The sequence below is a fragment of the Pseudomonas asplenii genome (assembly GCF_900105475.1).
Lineage (GTDB): Bacteria > Pseudomonadota > Gammaproteobacteria > Pseudomonadales > Pseudomonadaceae > Aquipseudomonas > Aquipseudomonas asplenii.
The window spans coordinates 6087054-6103309 of sequence record NZ_LT629777.1 but is presented as its reverse complement, the minus strand read 5'-3'; the positions used below and the strand labels follow the sequence as shown (position 1 = coordinate 6103309).

4 protein-coding genes are annotated in these 16256 nt (G+C 64.1%); 1 reads left to right on the top strand and 3 read right to left on the bottom strand.

Going from position 1 to position 16256, the window contains the following annotated elements; translation table 11 throughout:
* Nucleotides 1-10575 carry an amino acid adenylation domain-containing protein gene (locus BLU37_RS29635; protein ID WP_090210463.1) on the top strand — a complete coding sequence of 3525 codons (10575 nt, stop codon included), beginning with the start codon at nt 1-3 and terminating at the stop codon, nt 10573-10575.
* Nucleotides 10576-10832: 257 nt separating this feature from the next.
* Here BLU37_RS29635 and BLU37_RS27020 read toward each other — a convergent pair whose 3' ends face one another.
* The 3 genes from BLU37_RS27020 to pvdO form a co-directional block, all read right to left on the bottom strand.
* Nucleotides 10833-13334, bottom strand: a complete 2502-nt coding sequence (locus BLU37_RS27020; protein ID WP_090210461.1) for a TonB-dependent siderophore receptor — start codon at nt 13332-13334, stop codon at nt 10833-10835.
* Nucleotides 13335-13582: 248 nt separating this feature from the next.
* Entirely contained in the window at nt 13583-15247 is a 1665-nt protein-coding gene (locus BLU37_RS27015) for a cyclic peptide export ABC transporter (RefSeq protein ID WP_090210459.1), read from the bottom strand.
* Between the two features lie 82 nt (nt 15248-15329).
* On the bottom strand, nt 15330-16178 hold the full coding sequence (gene pvdO / locus BLU37_RS27010) for a dihydropyoverdine dehydrogenase (protein WP_232000530.1): 849 nt from the start codon (nt 16176-16178) through the stop codon (nt 15330-15332).
* Nucleotides 16179-16256 lie beyond the last annotated feature (78 nt).

The following is a 16256-nucleotide window of genomic DNA, read 5'->3' as shown; positions in this document are numbered from 1 at the left end:
GTGCAAGAGCTGCTCGACTCCGTAAAATCGCTGTCCATCCGGGAGCGCAAGGCGCTCTCGGCGTTGCTCAAGCGACAAGGGGTGAACCTCTATGGGGTGACCCCGATTTTCAGACGGGAGTCAGAGTCGTCTTCGGCGCTGTCCTATGCCCAACAGCGCCAGTGGATCCTCTGGCAACTGGAGCCGGGCAGTGCCGCCTACAACATCCCCACGGCCTTGCGCCTGAAGGGCAGCCTGGACACCGAAGCGCTGCGGCGCAGTTTCGAGGCGCTGATCCGGCGTCACGAAACCTTGCGCACGACCTTGCGCCAGGACGCCGGGCATGTCCTGCAGGTGATCCATCCGGCCGATGTGTTCTCGCTGGCGCCGGAGCGCCTGGCGCCCCCCGTTGCCGAAGACCTCGATGAACAGATCCGCGCCTGCGTGGAGGCTGAGGTGCAGCGACCCTTCGACCTGGAACACGAGCCCTTGCTGCGGGTTCGGCTGCTGCAGATCAGCGAAGACGATCATGTCCTGATCCTCACCTTGCACCACATCGTCTGCGATGGCTGGTCGATGCCGATCATGGTCGATGAACTGGTCCGTCTGTACGATGGTTTCCGCCAGGGCCGCGAGGTCGAACTGGCGGCCTTGCCGATCCAGTATGCCGACTACGCCCAGTGGCAGCGTGACTGGATGGAGGCGGGCGAACAGGAACGCCAGCTCGGCTACTGGAAGGGCCAGCTGGGGGGCGAGCAGCCGGTGCTTGAGTTGCCCATCGATCGACCTCGTCCGACCCACCAGAGCCTGGCCGGACACAGCCTGGCCATCGACCTGCCGGCGCCACTGGCCCAGTCCCTGAAGGTAGTTGCCCGGCAACAGGGCGTCACCCTGTTCATGCTGTTGCTGGCCTCCTTCCAGACCCTGTTGCACCGCTATTGCGGCCAGACCGATATCCGCGTCGGGGTGGCCATCGCCAACCGCAGCCGGGTGGAAACGGAAGGGCTGATCGGTTTCTTCGTCAACACCCAGGTCCTGCGGGCCGAGATCGATGCCCAGGCGCCCTTTGCCCAGTTGCTGCAGCAGGTGAAGAGAACGGCGCTCGACGCCCAGGCCCACCAGGACCTGCCCTTCGAGCAACTGGTGGAAGCCCTGCAACCGGAGCGCAGCCTCAACCGCACCCCGTTGTTCCAGGTGATGTACAACCACCAGACCCAGGTTCGTGGCGAGGTGCGCGAGCTGGCCGGCTTGCGTGTCGAGGGGCTGCCGTGGGAAAAGCGCACCGCGCAGTTCGACCTGGCCCTGGACACCTTCGAAAGCGACGCGGGCCTCGGAGCGTCGTTCACCTACGCCAGTGACCTGTTCGAACAGGCCACCATCGAGCGCCTGGCCGGGCATTGGCGGCGCCTGCTGGAAGCCATTGGCTCGGACCCGCAACAACGTATCGCCGCCTTGCCGATGCTGGACCGGGTGGAGCGGCAACACACCCTCCGGGCCTGGAACCCGGCGCCCGCGGCGTACCCCGCCACAGCCTGTGCCCACGAACTGATCGAGGCCCAGGCCCTGAAGGCGCCGGATGCGCTGGCGGTGACCCATGGCTCCCGCAGCCTGACCTATGGCGAGTTGAACCGCCGGGCCAATCAACTGGCGCACCATCTGCGCGCCTGCGGAGTCGGCCCGGATGGGCTGGTGGGGCTGGCGGTGGACCGGGGCCTGGAGATGCTGGTCGGCCTGCTGGCGATCCTCAAGGCCGGCGGTGCCTACGTACCGCTGGACCCGGACTATCCCGAGGACCGCCTGGCGTACATGATCGAGGACAGCCGCATTCGCCTGCTGCTGACGCAGAGCCACCTGCTCGGCCGGTTGCCGATTCCCGACGGCGTGCACAGCCTGTGCCTGGACCAGGAAGGCGACTGGCTGGAGGGTTACCCACAGCACAACCTGCCGACGCTGACCGACCCCGACAACCTCGCCTATGTAATCTACACCTCGGGCTCCACCGGCAAGCCCAAGGGCACGCTGCTGCCGCACCGCAATATCCTCCGGCTGTTCCAGGCCACTGAAGAATGGTTCGGGTTCGGGCCGCAGGACGTCTGGACGATGTTCCATTCCTATGCGTTCGACTTCTCGGTCTGGGAGATCTTCGGTGCGCTGATGCACGGCGGTCGCCTGGTCATCGTGCCGCGTGATATCAGCCGTTCGCCGCAGGATTTCTACCCGCTGCTGCTCAGCGAAGGAGTCACGGTACTGAACCAGACTCCTTCAGCGTTCAAGCAACTGGCACGGGTCGCCTGCGAGGCGCCGCCGTCGTCCTCGCCGCTGCCACTGCGCTACGTGGTGTTCGGGGGCGAAGCCCTGGATGTCGGCAGCCTGCAACCCTGGTTCGAGCGTTTTGGCGATCGTTCGCCACAGCTGGTCAACATGTACGGCATCACCGAAACCACGGTGCACGTGACCTACCGGCCGATCGGGCGTGAGGATCTGTTGCAGGCGGGCGTCAGCCCGATTGGCGAGGTCATCCCCGACCTGTCGTGGTACGTGCTGGATGCCGACTTCAACCCCGTCGCCCAGGGTTGCAGCGGTGAGCTGCATGTGGGGCGCGCGGGCCTGGCGCGAGGTTACCACCAGCGTCCGGCGCTGACCGCCGAGCGTTTCGTCCCCGATCCGTTCGATGAGCAGGGTGGTGGTCGTCTGTACCGGGCGGGCGACCTGGCCCGTTATCGGGCCGAAGGCTGCATCGAATACATCGGGCGCCTGGACCATCAGGTGAAGATCCGTGGTTTCCGCATCGAGCTGGGCGAAATCGATGCCCGGCTGCGCGAACATGCCGCGGTCCGGGAGGTCAGTGTCATCGATATCGACGGGCCGGGCGGCAAGCAACTGGCAGCCTACCTGGTACCGTCCGATCCGCTGCTGCTGGATGCCGATCCAGAGGTCCAGGGACAATGGCGGCGTGAGCTGAGGGAACACCTCAAGTCCGTACTGCCCGACTATATGGTGCCAGCACACTGGATTCTCCTGCGGCAGATGCCGCTGACCGCCAATGGCAAGCTGGACCGTCGAGCCTTGCCCGCACCGGATGTTGCCCAGGCGCAGAAAAACCATGTGGCCCCGGTGACCGCTGTGCAGCAGCAGGTGGCGCAGATCTGGGCCGAGGTGCTCAAGATCGAGCGGGTGGGGCTGGACGACAACTTCTTTGAACTGGGTGGGCATTCGCTGCTGGCGACTCAGGTCATCTCGCGGATTCGCCAGAGCCTTGCGCTGGAACTGTCGTTGCGTGACCTCTTCGAGGCTCAGGACCTGGCGGCGTTCGTGCGCAAGGCCGAAGGCGGCTCCGCTGTCCCGACCCTGATCGCGACGATCGAACGGGCCGACCGGACGCAACCGCTGCTGCTTTCCCATGCCCAGCAGCGCCAGTGGTTTCTCTGGCAGTTGGACCCGGACAGTGCGGCCTACAATATCCCGGCTGCGCTGCAGCTCAGCGGCACCCTCGACGTCGAGGCCCTGCGGCGCAGCTTTGAAACACTGATCGCCCGCCACGAAACCCTGCGTAGCACTTTCCGCGAGGAGGGTGAGCAGACCGTACAGGTGATTCATCCGCTCACGCCATTCGATTTGCCCGTGGAGCGCCTCTCGGATATTTCCGGGCCTGAGCGCGCAGCGGCCATCCGCGAGTACGTCGAGCGCGAGGCCGGGCAGGCTTTCGACCTGATACAGGGCCCCCTGTTGCGGGTTCGCCTGCTCAGGGTGGAAGACACCGAGCACGTATTGGTGCTGACGGTCCACCATATCGTCTCCGATGGGTGGTCCACGCCGATCATGGTTGATGAACTGGTGCGTCTGTACAGTGCCTATCATCAGGGCTCTGCCGCCGACCTGGCTGACTTGCCGGTGCAGTATGCCGACTACGCCCAGTGGCAACGGCGCTGGATGGCCGAGGGTGAGCAGGCCCGTCAGTTGGACTACTGGACTGGACAATTGGGCGGTGAGCAACCGGTGCTCGAGTTGCCCATCGACCGACCGCGCCCGACCCTGCGCAGTCATGTCGGTGAACGGCTGGCCATCGACCTGCCGCCGGAGCTGGTCGATGCCCTCAAGGCCGTGGCCCGGCAGCAGGGGGTTACCCTTTTCGTGTTGCTGCTGGCCTCGTTCCAGACCCTGCTGCACCGTTACAGCGGGCAGGCCGATATCCGTGTCGGGGTGCCGATCGCCAACCGCAACCGGGTCGAGACCGAACGCCTGATCGGCTTCTTCGTCAACACCCAGGTGCTGCGCGCCGGGTTCACCTCGAACATGACCTTCAGCGAACTGCTGCAACAGGTCCGGCAGGCCGCCCTGGAGGCCCAGGCGCATCAGGACCTGCCGTTCGAACAATTGGTGGAGGCGCTGCAGCCGGAGCGCAGTCTGAGTCACAGCCCGTTGTTCCAGGTGGTCTACAACCATCAGACCGAAGGACCTGGCGAGCTGCACAGGTTACCGGGCCTGACTGTTCAGGGACTGTCCTGGGACAGCCATGTCGCCCAGTTCGACCTGGCCCTGGACACCCATGAAAACACTGACGGCCTGAGCGCCGCCCTGACGTATTCCAGCGCGCTGTTCGACTCCTCGACCATCGAGCGCATGGCCGCCCACTGGCGCAATCTGTTGGGTGCCATTGCCGTCGGTGCTCATCGTCGTGTCGTCGAGTTGCCGATGCTGAGCGACGACGAGCGCCAGCGGATCGTCGTGGATTGGAACCAGAGCGAAGCCAGCTACCCGACGGATCGTTGCATTCACCAACTGATTGCCGAACAGAGTCGTGAAACGCCGCAAGCTGCGGCCTTGCTGTTCGATGATGGGCAGATGAGCTATCAGCAACTGGACCTGCAATCCAATCGCCTGGCGCGCAAGCTGCGTGAGCTGGGCGTCGGGCCGGATGTGCTGGTGGGCGTTGCTCTGGAACGTGGCCCGCAGATGCTGGTGGGTCTGCTGGCGATCCTCAAGGCCGGTGGCGCTTACGTGCCGCTGGACCCGGACTTCCCGGCGGATCGCCTGGCGTACATGGTGCAGGACAGTGGGCTGGCGTTGCTGCTGACCCAGCGTCACCTGAGTATCCACCAGGCCGTTGGTGCTGAGGTGCGCAGCCTGTTTCTCGACCAGTCGCAGGACTGGCTGGGCGAGGTCAGCGATGCACCGCTGGGCAATCTGGCACAGCCGGACAATCTGGCGTACGTGATCTACACCTCCGGGTCCACCGGCAAGCCCAAGGGCGTTGCGGTGTCCCATGGCGCGCTGGTGAACTTCCTGTTCAGCATGGCCGAGCAGCCGGGGGTGGAGTCTTCGGATCGGGTGCTGTCGTTGACCTCGCTGTCCTTCGACATCGCCGGGCTGGAGCTGTACCTGACCCTGATGCGCGGTGCGGCGGTCGTTCTGCTGCGCCAGCAACAGAACAAGGACCCGCAGGCGTTGCTGGAGGTTATCGGCAAGCACCAGGTCACGGTGATCCAGGCGACGCCGTCGACCTGGCGCATGCTGCTCGACAGCGCGCCGCCAGGATGGCTGGCGGGTTGCAAGGTCCTCTGCGGTGGCGAAGCCCTGAGTGCCGAACTGGCGCAGCGGCTGATCGAGCAGGCCGGACACGTCTGGAACGTCTATGGCCCGACCGAAACCACCATCTGGTCGGCGCGACACTACCTGACGTCGAGCGATGACATCTGGCTCGGCCGGCCGATCGCCAATACCCGCCTGCATATCCTCAGCGACGATTTCGACGTGTTGCCGCCGGGCGCCCGCGGCGAGCTGCTGATCGGCGGCGACGGCCTGGCGCGCGGTTATCACCAGCGTCCGGGGCTGACCGCCGAACGCTTCATTCCGGATCCGTTCGACCCGCAGGGCGGGGGCCGCCTGTACCGTACCGGTGACCTGACCCTCTACCATGACGACGGCGTGATCGAGTACGCCGGGCGCCTGGACCATCAGGTGAAGATCCGTGGTTTCCGCATCGAACTGGGAGAAATCGAGGCGCGGCTGCAAGAGCATGCCGCGGTCCGCGAGGCCGTCGTCATCGATATCGACGGCCCGGCGGGCAAGCAGCTGGCCGCGTACCTGGTGGCCGAGGACGTGAGTCTTCTCCAGGCCACTGAGGCGTCGCAGGAAGCGTTCCGGCGCGAGCTCAAGGAACTGTTGAAGGCGGGCCTGCCGGACTACATGGTGCCGTCTCACCTGATCCTGCTGGAGCGACTGCCGTTGACCCCGAACGGCAAGGTCGATCGCAAGGCCCTGCCGGCCCCGCAGGCAGACCTTTCGCAGTCCCGCTACCTGGCCCCGCAGACTCCGCTGGAGCAAGCGCTGGCGCAGATCTGGCAGGCGGTGTTGAAGGTCGAGCGGGTGGGCTTGGGCGACAATTTCTTCGAGCTGGGCGGGCATTCGCTGATCGCCACCCAGGTCATATCCCGGGTGCGCCAGGGGCTGGAGGTCGAGCTGCCGCTGCGTGCGTTGTTCGAGGCCGACAACCTGGCCGAGTTCGCCGAACGGGTTGCGCAGGGTACGCTCGACAAGGCGCCCGCCCTGCTGCCGATCGGGCGTGACCGGCCGTTGGCGCTGTCCTATGCCCAGCAACGCCAGTGGTTCCTCTGGCAACTCGACCCGCAAAGTGCCGCCTACAATATTCCGGCCGCTCTGCGGCTGGATGGCGCACTGGATATCGAGGCGTTGCGGCGCAGCTTCGAGGCATTGTGCACACGCCATGAAATACTGCGTACGACTTTCCGTCAGGAGGGTGAGCGGGCGGTGCAGGTCACTCATCCGGCCGCGGCGTTCACACTTTCTGTCGATGTCGCCGCGCAGCCAACTGTCGAGGCGGACATCACCCGATATGTCGATGAGGAAATCCGCCGTCCGTTCGACCTGGAACAGGGACCGCTGTTGCGGGTGAAACTGCTGCGCCTGGCGCCGGATGCCCATGTGCTGGTCCTGACCGTGCACCATATTGTTGCCGATGGCTGGTCGATGCCGGTCATGGTCGACGAACTGGTGCAGTTGTATGAAGCCAGCAGCCAGGGGCGTGAACTCGAGTTGCCGGTACTGCCGATTCAATATGCCGACTATGCCCTGTGGCAAAGAGAGTGGATGGAGGCGGGCGAACAGCGTCGGCAACTGGAATACTGGCAAGCTCAACTGGGTGGCGAGCAGCCGGTACTCGAACTGCCCCTGGACCGTCCACGTCCGACCCAGCAGAGCCATGCCGGCGATCGGCTGTCGGTCGAGCTGGACACGCACCTGGTGCAGGCCCTGAAAGCCAAGGCCCGCGAGCAGGGTGTCACCTTGTTCATGCTGCTGTTGGCCTCGTTCCAGACCCTGTTGCAGCGCTACTCGGGGCAGGCCGACATCCGTGTCGGTGTCCCCGTCGCCAACCGCACACGTGTCGAGACCGAGCGCCTGATCGGTTTCTTCGTCAACACCCAGGTGCTCAAGGCCGAGTTCACGCCGGCGCTGACCTTTACCGAGCTGTTGCAGCAGGTGAAAAGAACTGCCCTGCAAGCCCAGGGGCATCAGGATCTGCCGTTCGAGCAACTCGTCGAGGCCCTGCAGCCGGAACGCAGCCTGAGCCATAGCCCGTTGTTCCAGGTGATGTACAACCACCAGAGCCAGGTGAGTGGTGAAGGGCATCAATTGTCCGGGCTGAGTGTGCAAGGGCTGGCGTTGGACAGTCACACCGCACAGTTCGACCTGACCCTGGATACCAGCGAGCATGAGCAGGGGGTGGGCGCCACCCTGACCTATGCCACCGCCTTGTTCGAGCGCAGCACGGTCGAGCGCATGGCGCGTCATTGGCGCAGGTTGCTGGCAGCGATCAGCACCGATGCCACGCAACGGGTCGCTGACCTGCCGTTGCTGAGCGAGGCCGAACGGCAGCAGATCGAACGGGAGTGGAACCAGACCGCAGCGGCTTACCCTGCCCAGGCCTTCGTGCAGGGTTTGATCGAGGCCCAGGTTGCTCGTACGCCCGAGGACACGGCGCTGATCTGGCGCGAGGGACGCATGAGCTACCGGCAGTTGGACCAGCGTTCCAACCAGTTGGCGCATACCTTGCGCCAGGCGGGCGTGGGGCCGGATGTGCTGGTGGGGATTGCGGTAGAGCGTGGTCCGGACATGCTGGTGGGCCTGTTGGCGATTCTCAAGGTCGGTGGCGCCTATGTGCCGTTGGACCCGGACTTCCCCCAGGATCGGCTGGCCTACATGATGCAGGACAGTGGCCTGCAACTGCTGCTGACCCAGAGCCCGCTGCTGGAGCACCTGCCGCTCCCCGAGGGCGTGCGCAGCCTCTGCCTGGACCTTGAAGCGCAATGGCGCCATGGCGTGGACGATGCGCCGCTGGCGAATCTGGCTATGCCGGATAACCTGGCCTATGTGATCTACACCTCGGGCTCCACTGGCAAGCCCAAGGGCGTCGAGGTCCGCCACGAGGGGTTGAGCAACTTCCTCTTCAGCATGGCCCGGCAGCCGGGGATCGATGCCCGCGACCGGGTGTTGTCGCTGACCTCGCTGTCGTTCGATATCGCCGGGCTGGAACTGTTCCTGCCGTTGATGTGCGGCGCTTCGGTGGTGTTGCTGGACAACGGTGGCAACAAGGATCCGCAGGCGCTGGTCGAGTTGATCGAGCATCACGCGGTCACCCTGATCCAGGCGACGCCATCGACCTGGCGCATGCTGCTCGACCAGGCCCCGGCCGGCTTCCTGGCCGGGCGCAAGATCCTCTGTGGTGGCGAGGCGCTGAGTGCGGAACTGGCGCAGCGGCTGATCGAGCAGGCCGGGCATGTCTGGAACGTCTATGGCCCGACCGAGACGACGATCTGGTCCGCCGCCCATTACCTGACGGCCAGCGACGATGTCTGGCTGGGGCGGCCGATCGCCAATACCCACCTGCATATTCTTGGGGAGGACTTCGACACCCTGCCACTGGGCGCGCGTGGCGAGCTGCTGATTGGCGGCCACGGCCTGGCCCGCGGCTATCATCAGCGTCCGGGATTGACGGCCGAACGTTTTGTCCCCGATCCGTTCGACGAGCAGGGAGGGGGGCGCCTGTACCGCACGGGTGACCTGACCCGTTATCGCGAGCAGGGGGTGATCGAGTACGTCAGCCGTCTCGACCACCAGGTGAAGATCCGTGGCTTCCGCATCGAGCTGGGCGAAATCGAAGCCCGCCTGCAGGAACATGCCGCGGTCCGCGAAAGCAGTGTCATCGATCTCGATGGGCCGACCGGCAAGCAACTGGCCGCCTACCTGGTGCTCAGTGACGCGGGCGCCGGGCAACCCTGGGAGGCATTGCACGCGCAGCTCAAGGCGCACCTGAAGGCCGGCCTGCCGGACTATATGGTGCCCACGCACCTGGTGCTGCTGGAGCGGATGCCGCTGACCCCGAACGGCAAGCTTGACCGCAAGGCGCTGCCGCTGCCGGATGCCCGCGCGGTACAGCGCCGCCATGTCGCCCCGCGGACCGAACTGGAACAGCGCCTGGCCGATATCTGGGCGCAGTTGCTGAAGGTCGAAACGGTCGGTCTGAACGATAACTTCTTCGAGCTGGGCGGGCATTCGTTGCTGGTGATTTCCCTGGTCGGCCGGCTGCGCGAAGTCTTCGGTGTGACGATCAAGCTGCACGACTTCCTGTTGATGGAGACACTGGCCGACCTGGCCGACTTCATGCGTGAAGGCGAGGCGAAAGTGCAGACACCGGTGATCAGCATGAACGGCTGCCGCACGGATTGCGCACCGTTGTTCTGCCTGCCGCCGGGCGGTGGTGGTACCTATTCCTACTATCCGTTGGCGGGGCAACTGAAGGACAACCGGCGGGTCTACGGGCTGGTCAACAAAAGCTATGTGGTGCCGGGCTGGTTCGATCGTTCCTGGGATGAAATGGTCGGTTACTACGTCCAGCAGATCAGGCAGACCCAGCCTCAGGGACCGTACAACCTGCTGGGTTGGTCCCTGGGCGGTGCCCTGGCGATGGAAGTGGCGCATGTGCTGGAACAGGGCGGTGACGCGGTCAGCTTCCTCGGCCTGGTGGACACCAGCCTGCCGACCGCGCTGGAGGTCTTTGCGCCTGAGCCAGAACCGGCGCCGGATGTTGCGCAGGAAGAGCAGAGCCTGTTCGCGAATCTGGTGGGCAGTCTCCTGGCATTTGTCCCCGGCATCGAGGAGCAGACCATTGTCGGTCTGATCGAACAGGCCAGGGCGCAATTGGACGATGAGCAGGCGATTGCCGACTGGGTCATCGACCAGGTCGCGTTGGCTGGCGGTGTCAGTGCCGAGGGCTTGCGCGAGGTCTATCGCGATATTGCGGTACAGGACGAAATCGAGACCGGTTACCGTCTGTTGCGAACCAATGCGCTCTTGAGCGAGGCCTTCACCCTCAAGCCCCTGCAGGTCAAGCCGGACTGCTGGTGGGCGGGGGCAAGCAAGACTGCCCAGGAAATCGGCGCGGCGCAGGCGGTGCTGGTGGAACAGTGCGCGCGCAATGGACTGGGCGTTTCAACGGCGCTGGAGGAGAACCATGACAGCATCATTCTCTCCCAGGGCTTGTTGACGGCGGTGCTGGAGCGCCTGAAGTTGCCTGAGTGACGAAGTGAACATGAAAAAGCCAGGGCATCTGCCCTGGTTTTTTTTGCACGGGATTCAGGGTGCAGCTACTGCAATCCTCGAACCTTGGGATGAGTCTTTCTCATGGTGGGCTTCTCTGGCAGGAAGCCGTTTTCAGGGCCACTACGCGCCCCAGCGGGGGCAAGTCCGCTCGCCACAACAGGGCCGCTGACCACCAGCGTGCGCCCATGAAAAAACCAAGGGTCGCCCCTTGGTTCTTGTGACGCCAACCGCCTGTGTCAGAAGTCGCCGCGCAGGGTGACCATGAAGTTGCGGGGTTCGCCGTAGTAGCTGCCGCGGCGCAGTTCGCCGGTCGCTTCGTAGTACTTCTTGTCGAAGACGTTCTTCAGGTCGAACGACAGTTTCCAGTGGTCGTCCAGCTTGTACTGCGTGCGCGCATCCCAGATGGCCCGGCCCGGGTTGGGAATGTCCTGGTCGTTGAAGTGCGATACGTAACCGCTCTGGGTCGACACGCCACCGCCCACGCTCAGGCGATTGAGGTTGCCTTGCAGGTTGTACATGGTGGAAACGCGCAGCATATGCTTCGGCGTTTCGGAGTCGATGGAAGAACCATCGTCGTTGCGGGTGATGTTGTAGGTGTAACCCGCGCTCATCTGCCAGCCGGTAGCGACTTCGCCGCTGGCTTCGAGCTCTACGCCCTTGCTGGTGCTGGGTGGACCGTTCACGTAGCAGGAGCCGCTGCTGGGGTTGTTTCGCAGGCAGGCCTCGGGGGTAGCACTGGTAGCGGCGTCGTCTGTCTGGAACAGGTCTTTCTGTTTGATGTAGAACACTGCAGCGGACAGGTTCAGGCGGCCATCATACAACGCCCCCTTGATGCCGGTTTCATAGTTGGAGCCGAGTGTTGGGTCCAGGCCTTTACCCGATGCATCCCGGTAATTGCTTTGCGGACGGAAGATATCGGCATAGCTGGCGTACCACGACCATTCTTCGTTCAGATCGTAGATAACTCCGGCGAACGGTGTGAACTTCTTGTCTTCGCGGTAGTTGTTGGGCGTGGTTTGGGTGGCCGTTATACCCGTGATGTCACTGGGGTAGTCGTATCGTGTGTTGTCGTTCTTGTACCAGCTCAGACGGCCGCCGAGCACCAGGCTCAGAGGCTCGGCCAGGCGCAGGCGCAGTGTGCTGTACAGGCCGTACTGGCGCTGGGTGATATCGTCCAGGCTCTGCCAGGACGGTTGCTGCGGCTTGGAGATGAGATGGTGATTGGGGTCGAAGACGTCGATCGGCAGGTCGATCGGTACCAGTGACTGTTTACTCAGAATATGCTGCTGCGACCAGTTGGCGCCGACCATCAACTCATGGGTCAGGCCAAAGGCATCGAAGTTGCCCGCGATATGACCGTCGATGCCCTTGCTGGTGACGTATTCACGGCGGAACTGGGTGTTGCTGAGTTCGGTGCCACTTTGAGTCACAGGGTCCAGAGCACCCTGTGAGTAGGCCACGCGCTGGTTGAACATGCTCTCCGATTGCGTCACCGATACCTTGCTGGTCCAGTTGTCGTTGAGATGATGTTCCAGGTCGGCGAAGACTTCGTTGACTTCGATTTCGTGGCGGTTCCAGTCCTGGCCCAGCGAGGTGGAGCGCGAGACGTCAATCTCGCGACCGTTGCTGTAGCGGGGCAGGCCGAAAATCGTGTAGCCCTGGTAGAGCGTGCGCTGATGCCGCAGGCCGACAGCCAGGGTCGTGGAGTCGTTCAGGTCGGCTTCGACGATGCCGTACAGCAACGGCGTCTGGGAGTTGAGCCCATCCTGGAAGTAGCCACGGTCCTCATAGGCGACCACTGCACGACCGCGCAAGGTGCCTTGCTCGTTCAGTCGGCCACTGCCGTCCAGATCCATGCGGTAGTTGTCCCAGGACCCGGCGCTGGTGCTGATCGAGAAGTGCGGATCGGAGGTCGGACGCTTGCGCACCAGGTTGACCGCGCCACCGGGGTTGCCCGCACCGACCAACAGACCGGAAGCTCCGCGCAGGACCTCGACGCGGTCGAATACCGCCATGTCGGGCCGGAGCCAGCCGGTGAGGTTGTAGGCCAGCCCCGGAACGCCATCGATCATGTAACTGTCGTCTTCCAGGGTAAAGCCTCGGGAGTTGAAGACGTTGCCGCCGAAGTTACGATTGGAACGAGTGATACCAGTGGTCTGGGCCATCACCTCATCGAGCTTGGTGAGGTTCTTGTCATCCATCTGCTGGCGTGTCACCACCGTGACCGACTGTGGCGTTTCACGCAGGGAGTGTGGGGTCTTGCCGATGGTGACTGCACCGGTCGTGTAGGAGCCAGTACCGTCAGTGCTGGTACCCAGGGTCTGGGCCTGGGCGCTGATGGTCGTGGCCGCCAGGTTCAGACCTGAACCGGTGGCGCTGGCTGGGGCACTGCTCAGGGTCAGGGTGTCGCCCTGGAAGCTGTAGTTCACACCGGTGTTCTTCAGCAATTCACTGGCCGCCTGGCCGGGTGTGAGTTTGCCCTTGACCGCCGCCCCCTGCAGGCCCTGCACCCGCTCCGGGTTGTACAGCACCTGGATATTGCCCTGGCGCCCGAGTTCATGCAGGGCCGCCGGCAGTGGCTGGGCAGCAATGTCGAATTGGAACTCCTGGGCCTGTACCTGCGCAGCCATCGGCAGTGCCAGCGCCATCCCCATGGCGCCGAGCGTGACAGGCGAGCGCAGCATCTTGCGAACCAGCAAGGCCTTGCTCAGGGGTGTCAGTCGGTGTGTTGTCGGCATTCTTTCAGCTCTTTCTAAGTGTGGAAAAGCAACTAGGAATTGTTATTACTTGAGAAGAAGACGCACCAGCCCGACAAAATCGGAAAACAAAGCGGAAAAATTTTGCTGAGGGGGCTTTCTTCCATGGGCGCTGCTTGCGCAACGCAATGCCGGAGGGACTGTCGGGTCGCTGGCTATAGGAAGAACGAAGTGACGGCGGGGGAATTTAGGCGGGTTGGCCCCGCGCGTTGCGCGCGGGGTGACCGGGTTCAGGCGGGCTCAGTCGCCCGTTGTACGCGTTCGACCTGGATCTGCCCCGCCTGCATGCGCACCAGCTGGTCGGCCACCGGGAAGTAACGGTCATCGTGGGAGATGACGATGATGGTCTTGCCCTGGTCGCGCAGTTCGGGCAGCAGCTCGGTGTAGAACACCCGGCGAAACGCCGGATCCTGGTCCGCTGCCCATTCGTCGAACACCAGCACCGGGCGTTGCTCCAGCCAGGCATTGAGCAACGCCAGGCGCTTGCGCTGGCCAGTGGAGAGGTCGGTAGTGCTGAAGCTGCCGTCGCGGATGCTGACCTTGTGGGCGATGTCCAGGCGTTGCAGGTACTTGATCGACTCCGGTGGCAGTGGAGTACCCCCTTGGGCCACTTCGTCGAACAGGTAGTAGTCGGCGAAGATGGTGGTGAACAGCTGACGATAGTCGTCCAGGCCCTGGGCGGTGACCGGCGCGCCATTGAGGCGGACCTCGCCCTGTTGTGGTGTGTACAGGCCCAGCAGCAGTTTGATCAGGGTGGTCTTGCCACAGCCGTTCTCACCGACGATGAAGACGATCTCGCCCTGGCGGATGGTCAGGTCCACCGGCCCCAGGTGAAACGGCGGGACGCCTTCGACCGAGGGGTAGTCGTAGCGCAACTGACGCAGTTCGATGCTCTGCAGTGGCGTCGGATCGAGGTCACGGTCGCTGACCAGCAGGTGCGGCTCCGGCGAGGAGAAGCGCCACGACAGCTCGGCGATGCGGCGGAAGGCGATCTCGGCACGGCTGATGCTCGGGATCGTGGTGACCAGTCGTTCCAGTGGGCCCTTCATGTACAGCATGACCAGCACGAAGCCGCCGAGCACGGTCTTGTCGGTGGTCGGCCAGAGGGCCTGGAAGGTGATGGCGATGCCGATGACCGCGAAGAACAGCATCGAGCCGAAGGTTTCGGCGCTGACGAAGATGTTTGCCGCGCGGATGTTGGCCTGGCTGATGCGTTCGGTGGTGCCATGGATCTGCTGGTCGTGCATGAACTGGCGGCGCTGGCGCTGGATACGCAGTTCCTTGGCCCCGGCGGAAATCGCCTGGTAGTGCTTCTGCAACTCGTCTTCGCCGTCCCGGGCACGCAGGATGCTGCGCATGCCAACGCGATGGGCGAGCCACTGCGCGCCGCTGCCGATGACCACGGTCAACAGGGTCAGGGCGAGAATCTGCCAGGACAGCGCGGCCAGGTAGGCCAGGCAGCCGAGGGTGACGGTGAAGGCAATTACCATCGGCGCCACCGACAGGGCAAAGGTGCTGATGGTGCTGACGTCGTTGAGCAGCACCGGGATCAGCCGGTGGGCACGATAACGTTCCAGTTGCTCGATAGGCGCCACCAGGACCTTGGCGGCCAGTTCCTGTCGCAGCCGGGCGACCACCCGCTGGCCGACGTAGTTGGTCAGCAGGTTGGAAACGGTCGAGCAGGCCAGGGTCAGTAGGCACAGGCTGCCAAACAGCAGGGCGATGCGGGTACCCGGGCCGCCGTCCGCGTTCATGGCGTCGTTGATGGTCGCCAGCAGGGCCGTGACACTGAGTCCGCTGACCACCCCCAGGGCGGCCGAGAGGACCACCAGCAGCCAGAAGGGCTTGAGGATCCTCAGGGTTTCCTGGGCGAGGCTTTGTGCTTGGAGAGGCATGGGGGCTACTCGTGAAGGACTTGGGAAACAGGCGCCGCGCACGGCGCCTTGAACTCTTTAGACGAGTGTTTCGCGGTGGGATTTAGAGTTCGCGGGCAACGCGCAAACCCAGCCAGTCACCGCGGGTGTACTCGCTGCGTTCGTTGCGGTTGGCGGAACGGGAGAAGACCGGCGCTTCAGTCCAGTCATTACCGCGGATCGAGCGGCGGTCCTCGCATTCCTGGCTATCCAGGCGTGGACTGCCGTCGGTCGGTGCGCCCTGGTAGGTATCGACATAGCAGTCGGCGGTCCATTCCCAGACATTGCCGTGGCCGTCATAGACGCCAAAGGCATTGGCTGGGAAGCTGCCGGCCGGCGAGGTGTAGCTGAAGCCGTCTGCCGGACCGTAGGTGTTGGCATGCTGGGCGATGCTGTACGCCTTGCCCTCGTCGAAGGGGAACGGGAAGGGCCCCGTGGTGCCGCCGCGCACGGCGTATTCACGCTGGGCCTCGCTGACCAGGTGATAGGCTTTGCCGGTTTTCTTCGACAGCCACTTCGCATAGGCCTCGGCCTCGCGCCAGTCCATGCAGACCGCCGGTTGCCGGTCGCTCATGGGATAGCGCGGCTCGCCGGCCAGGCACTCGCGGCCCGGGCGGGTATCGCCATCCGGCATCTTGTAGCCGGTGCTGTGCAGGTAGGCTTTCCATTCGCCGGCCAGTACCTGGAAGCGACTGATGGCGAAGGCTTTCTTGAAGGTGACCTCGTGCATCGGCCCTTCATCCGGCTCGCGGCCGACCTCGTCCTCGGGGCTGCCCATGGTGAAGGTACCCGCGGGCAGCACCACCATTTCCGGGCAGTCCTTGCAGTCCTTGAACACCTTGCCCGGCAACGGGGCGCTGGCGGCGCAGGCATTGCCGCACAGCCCGGCGGCGAACAGGGCGGCGAGGGTCATGGCCGACCGGAGGCCGACACGGGAACGGGTGCTGGGGCATTGTGCTGTCATGGGATATCTCGCAGGCAGAAATCTGAA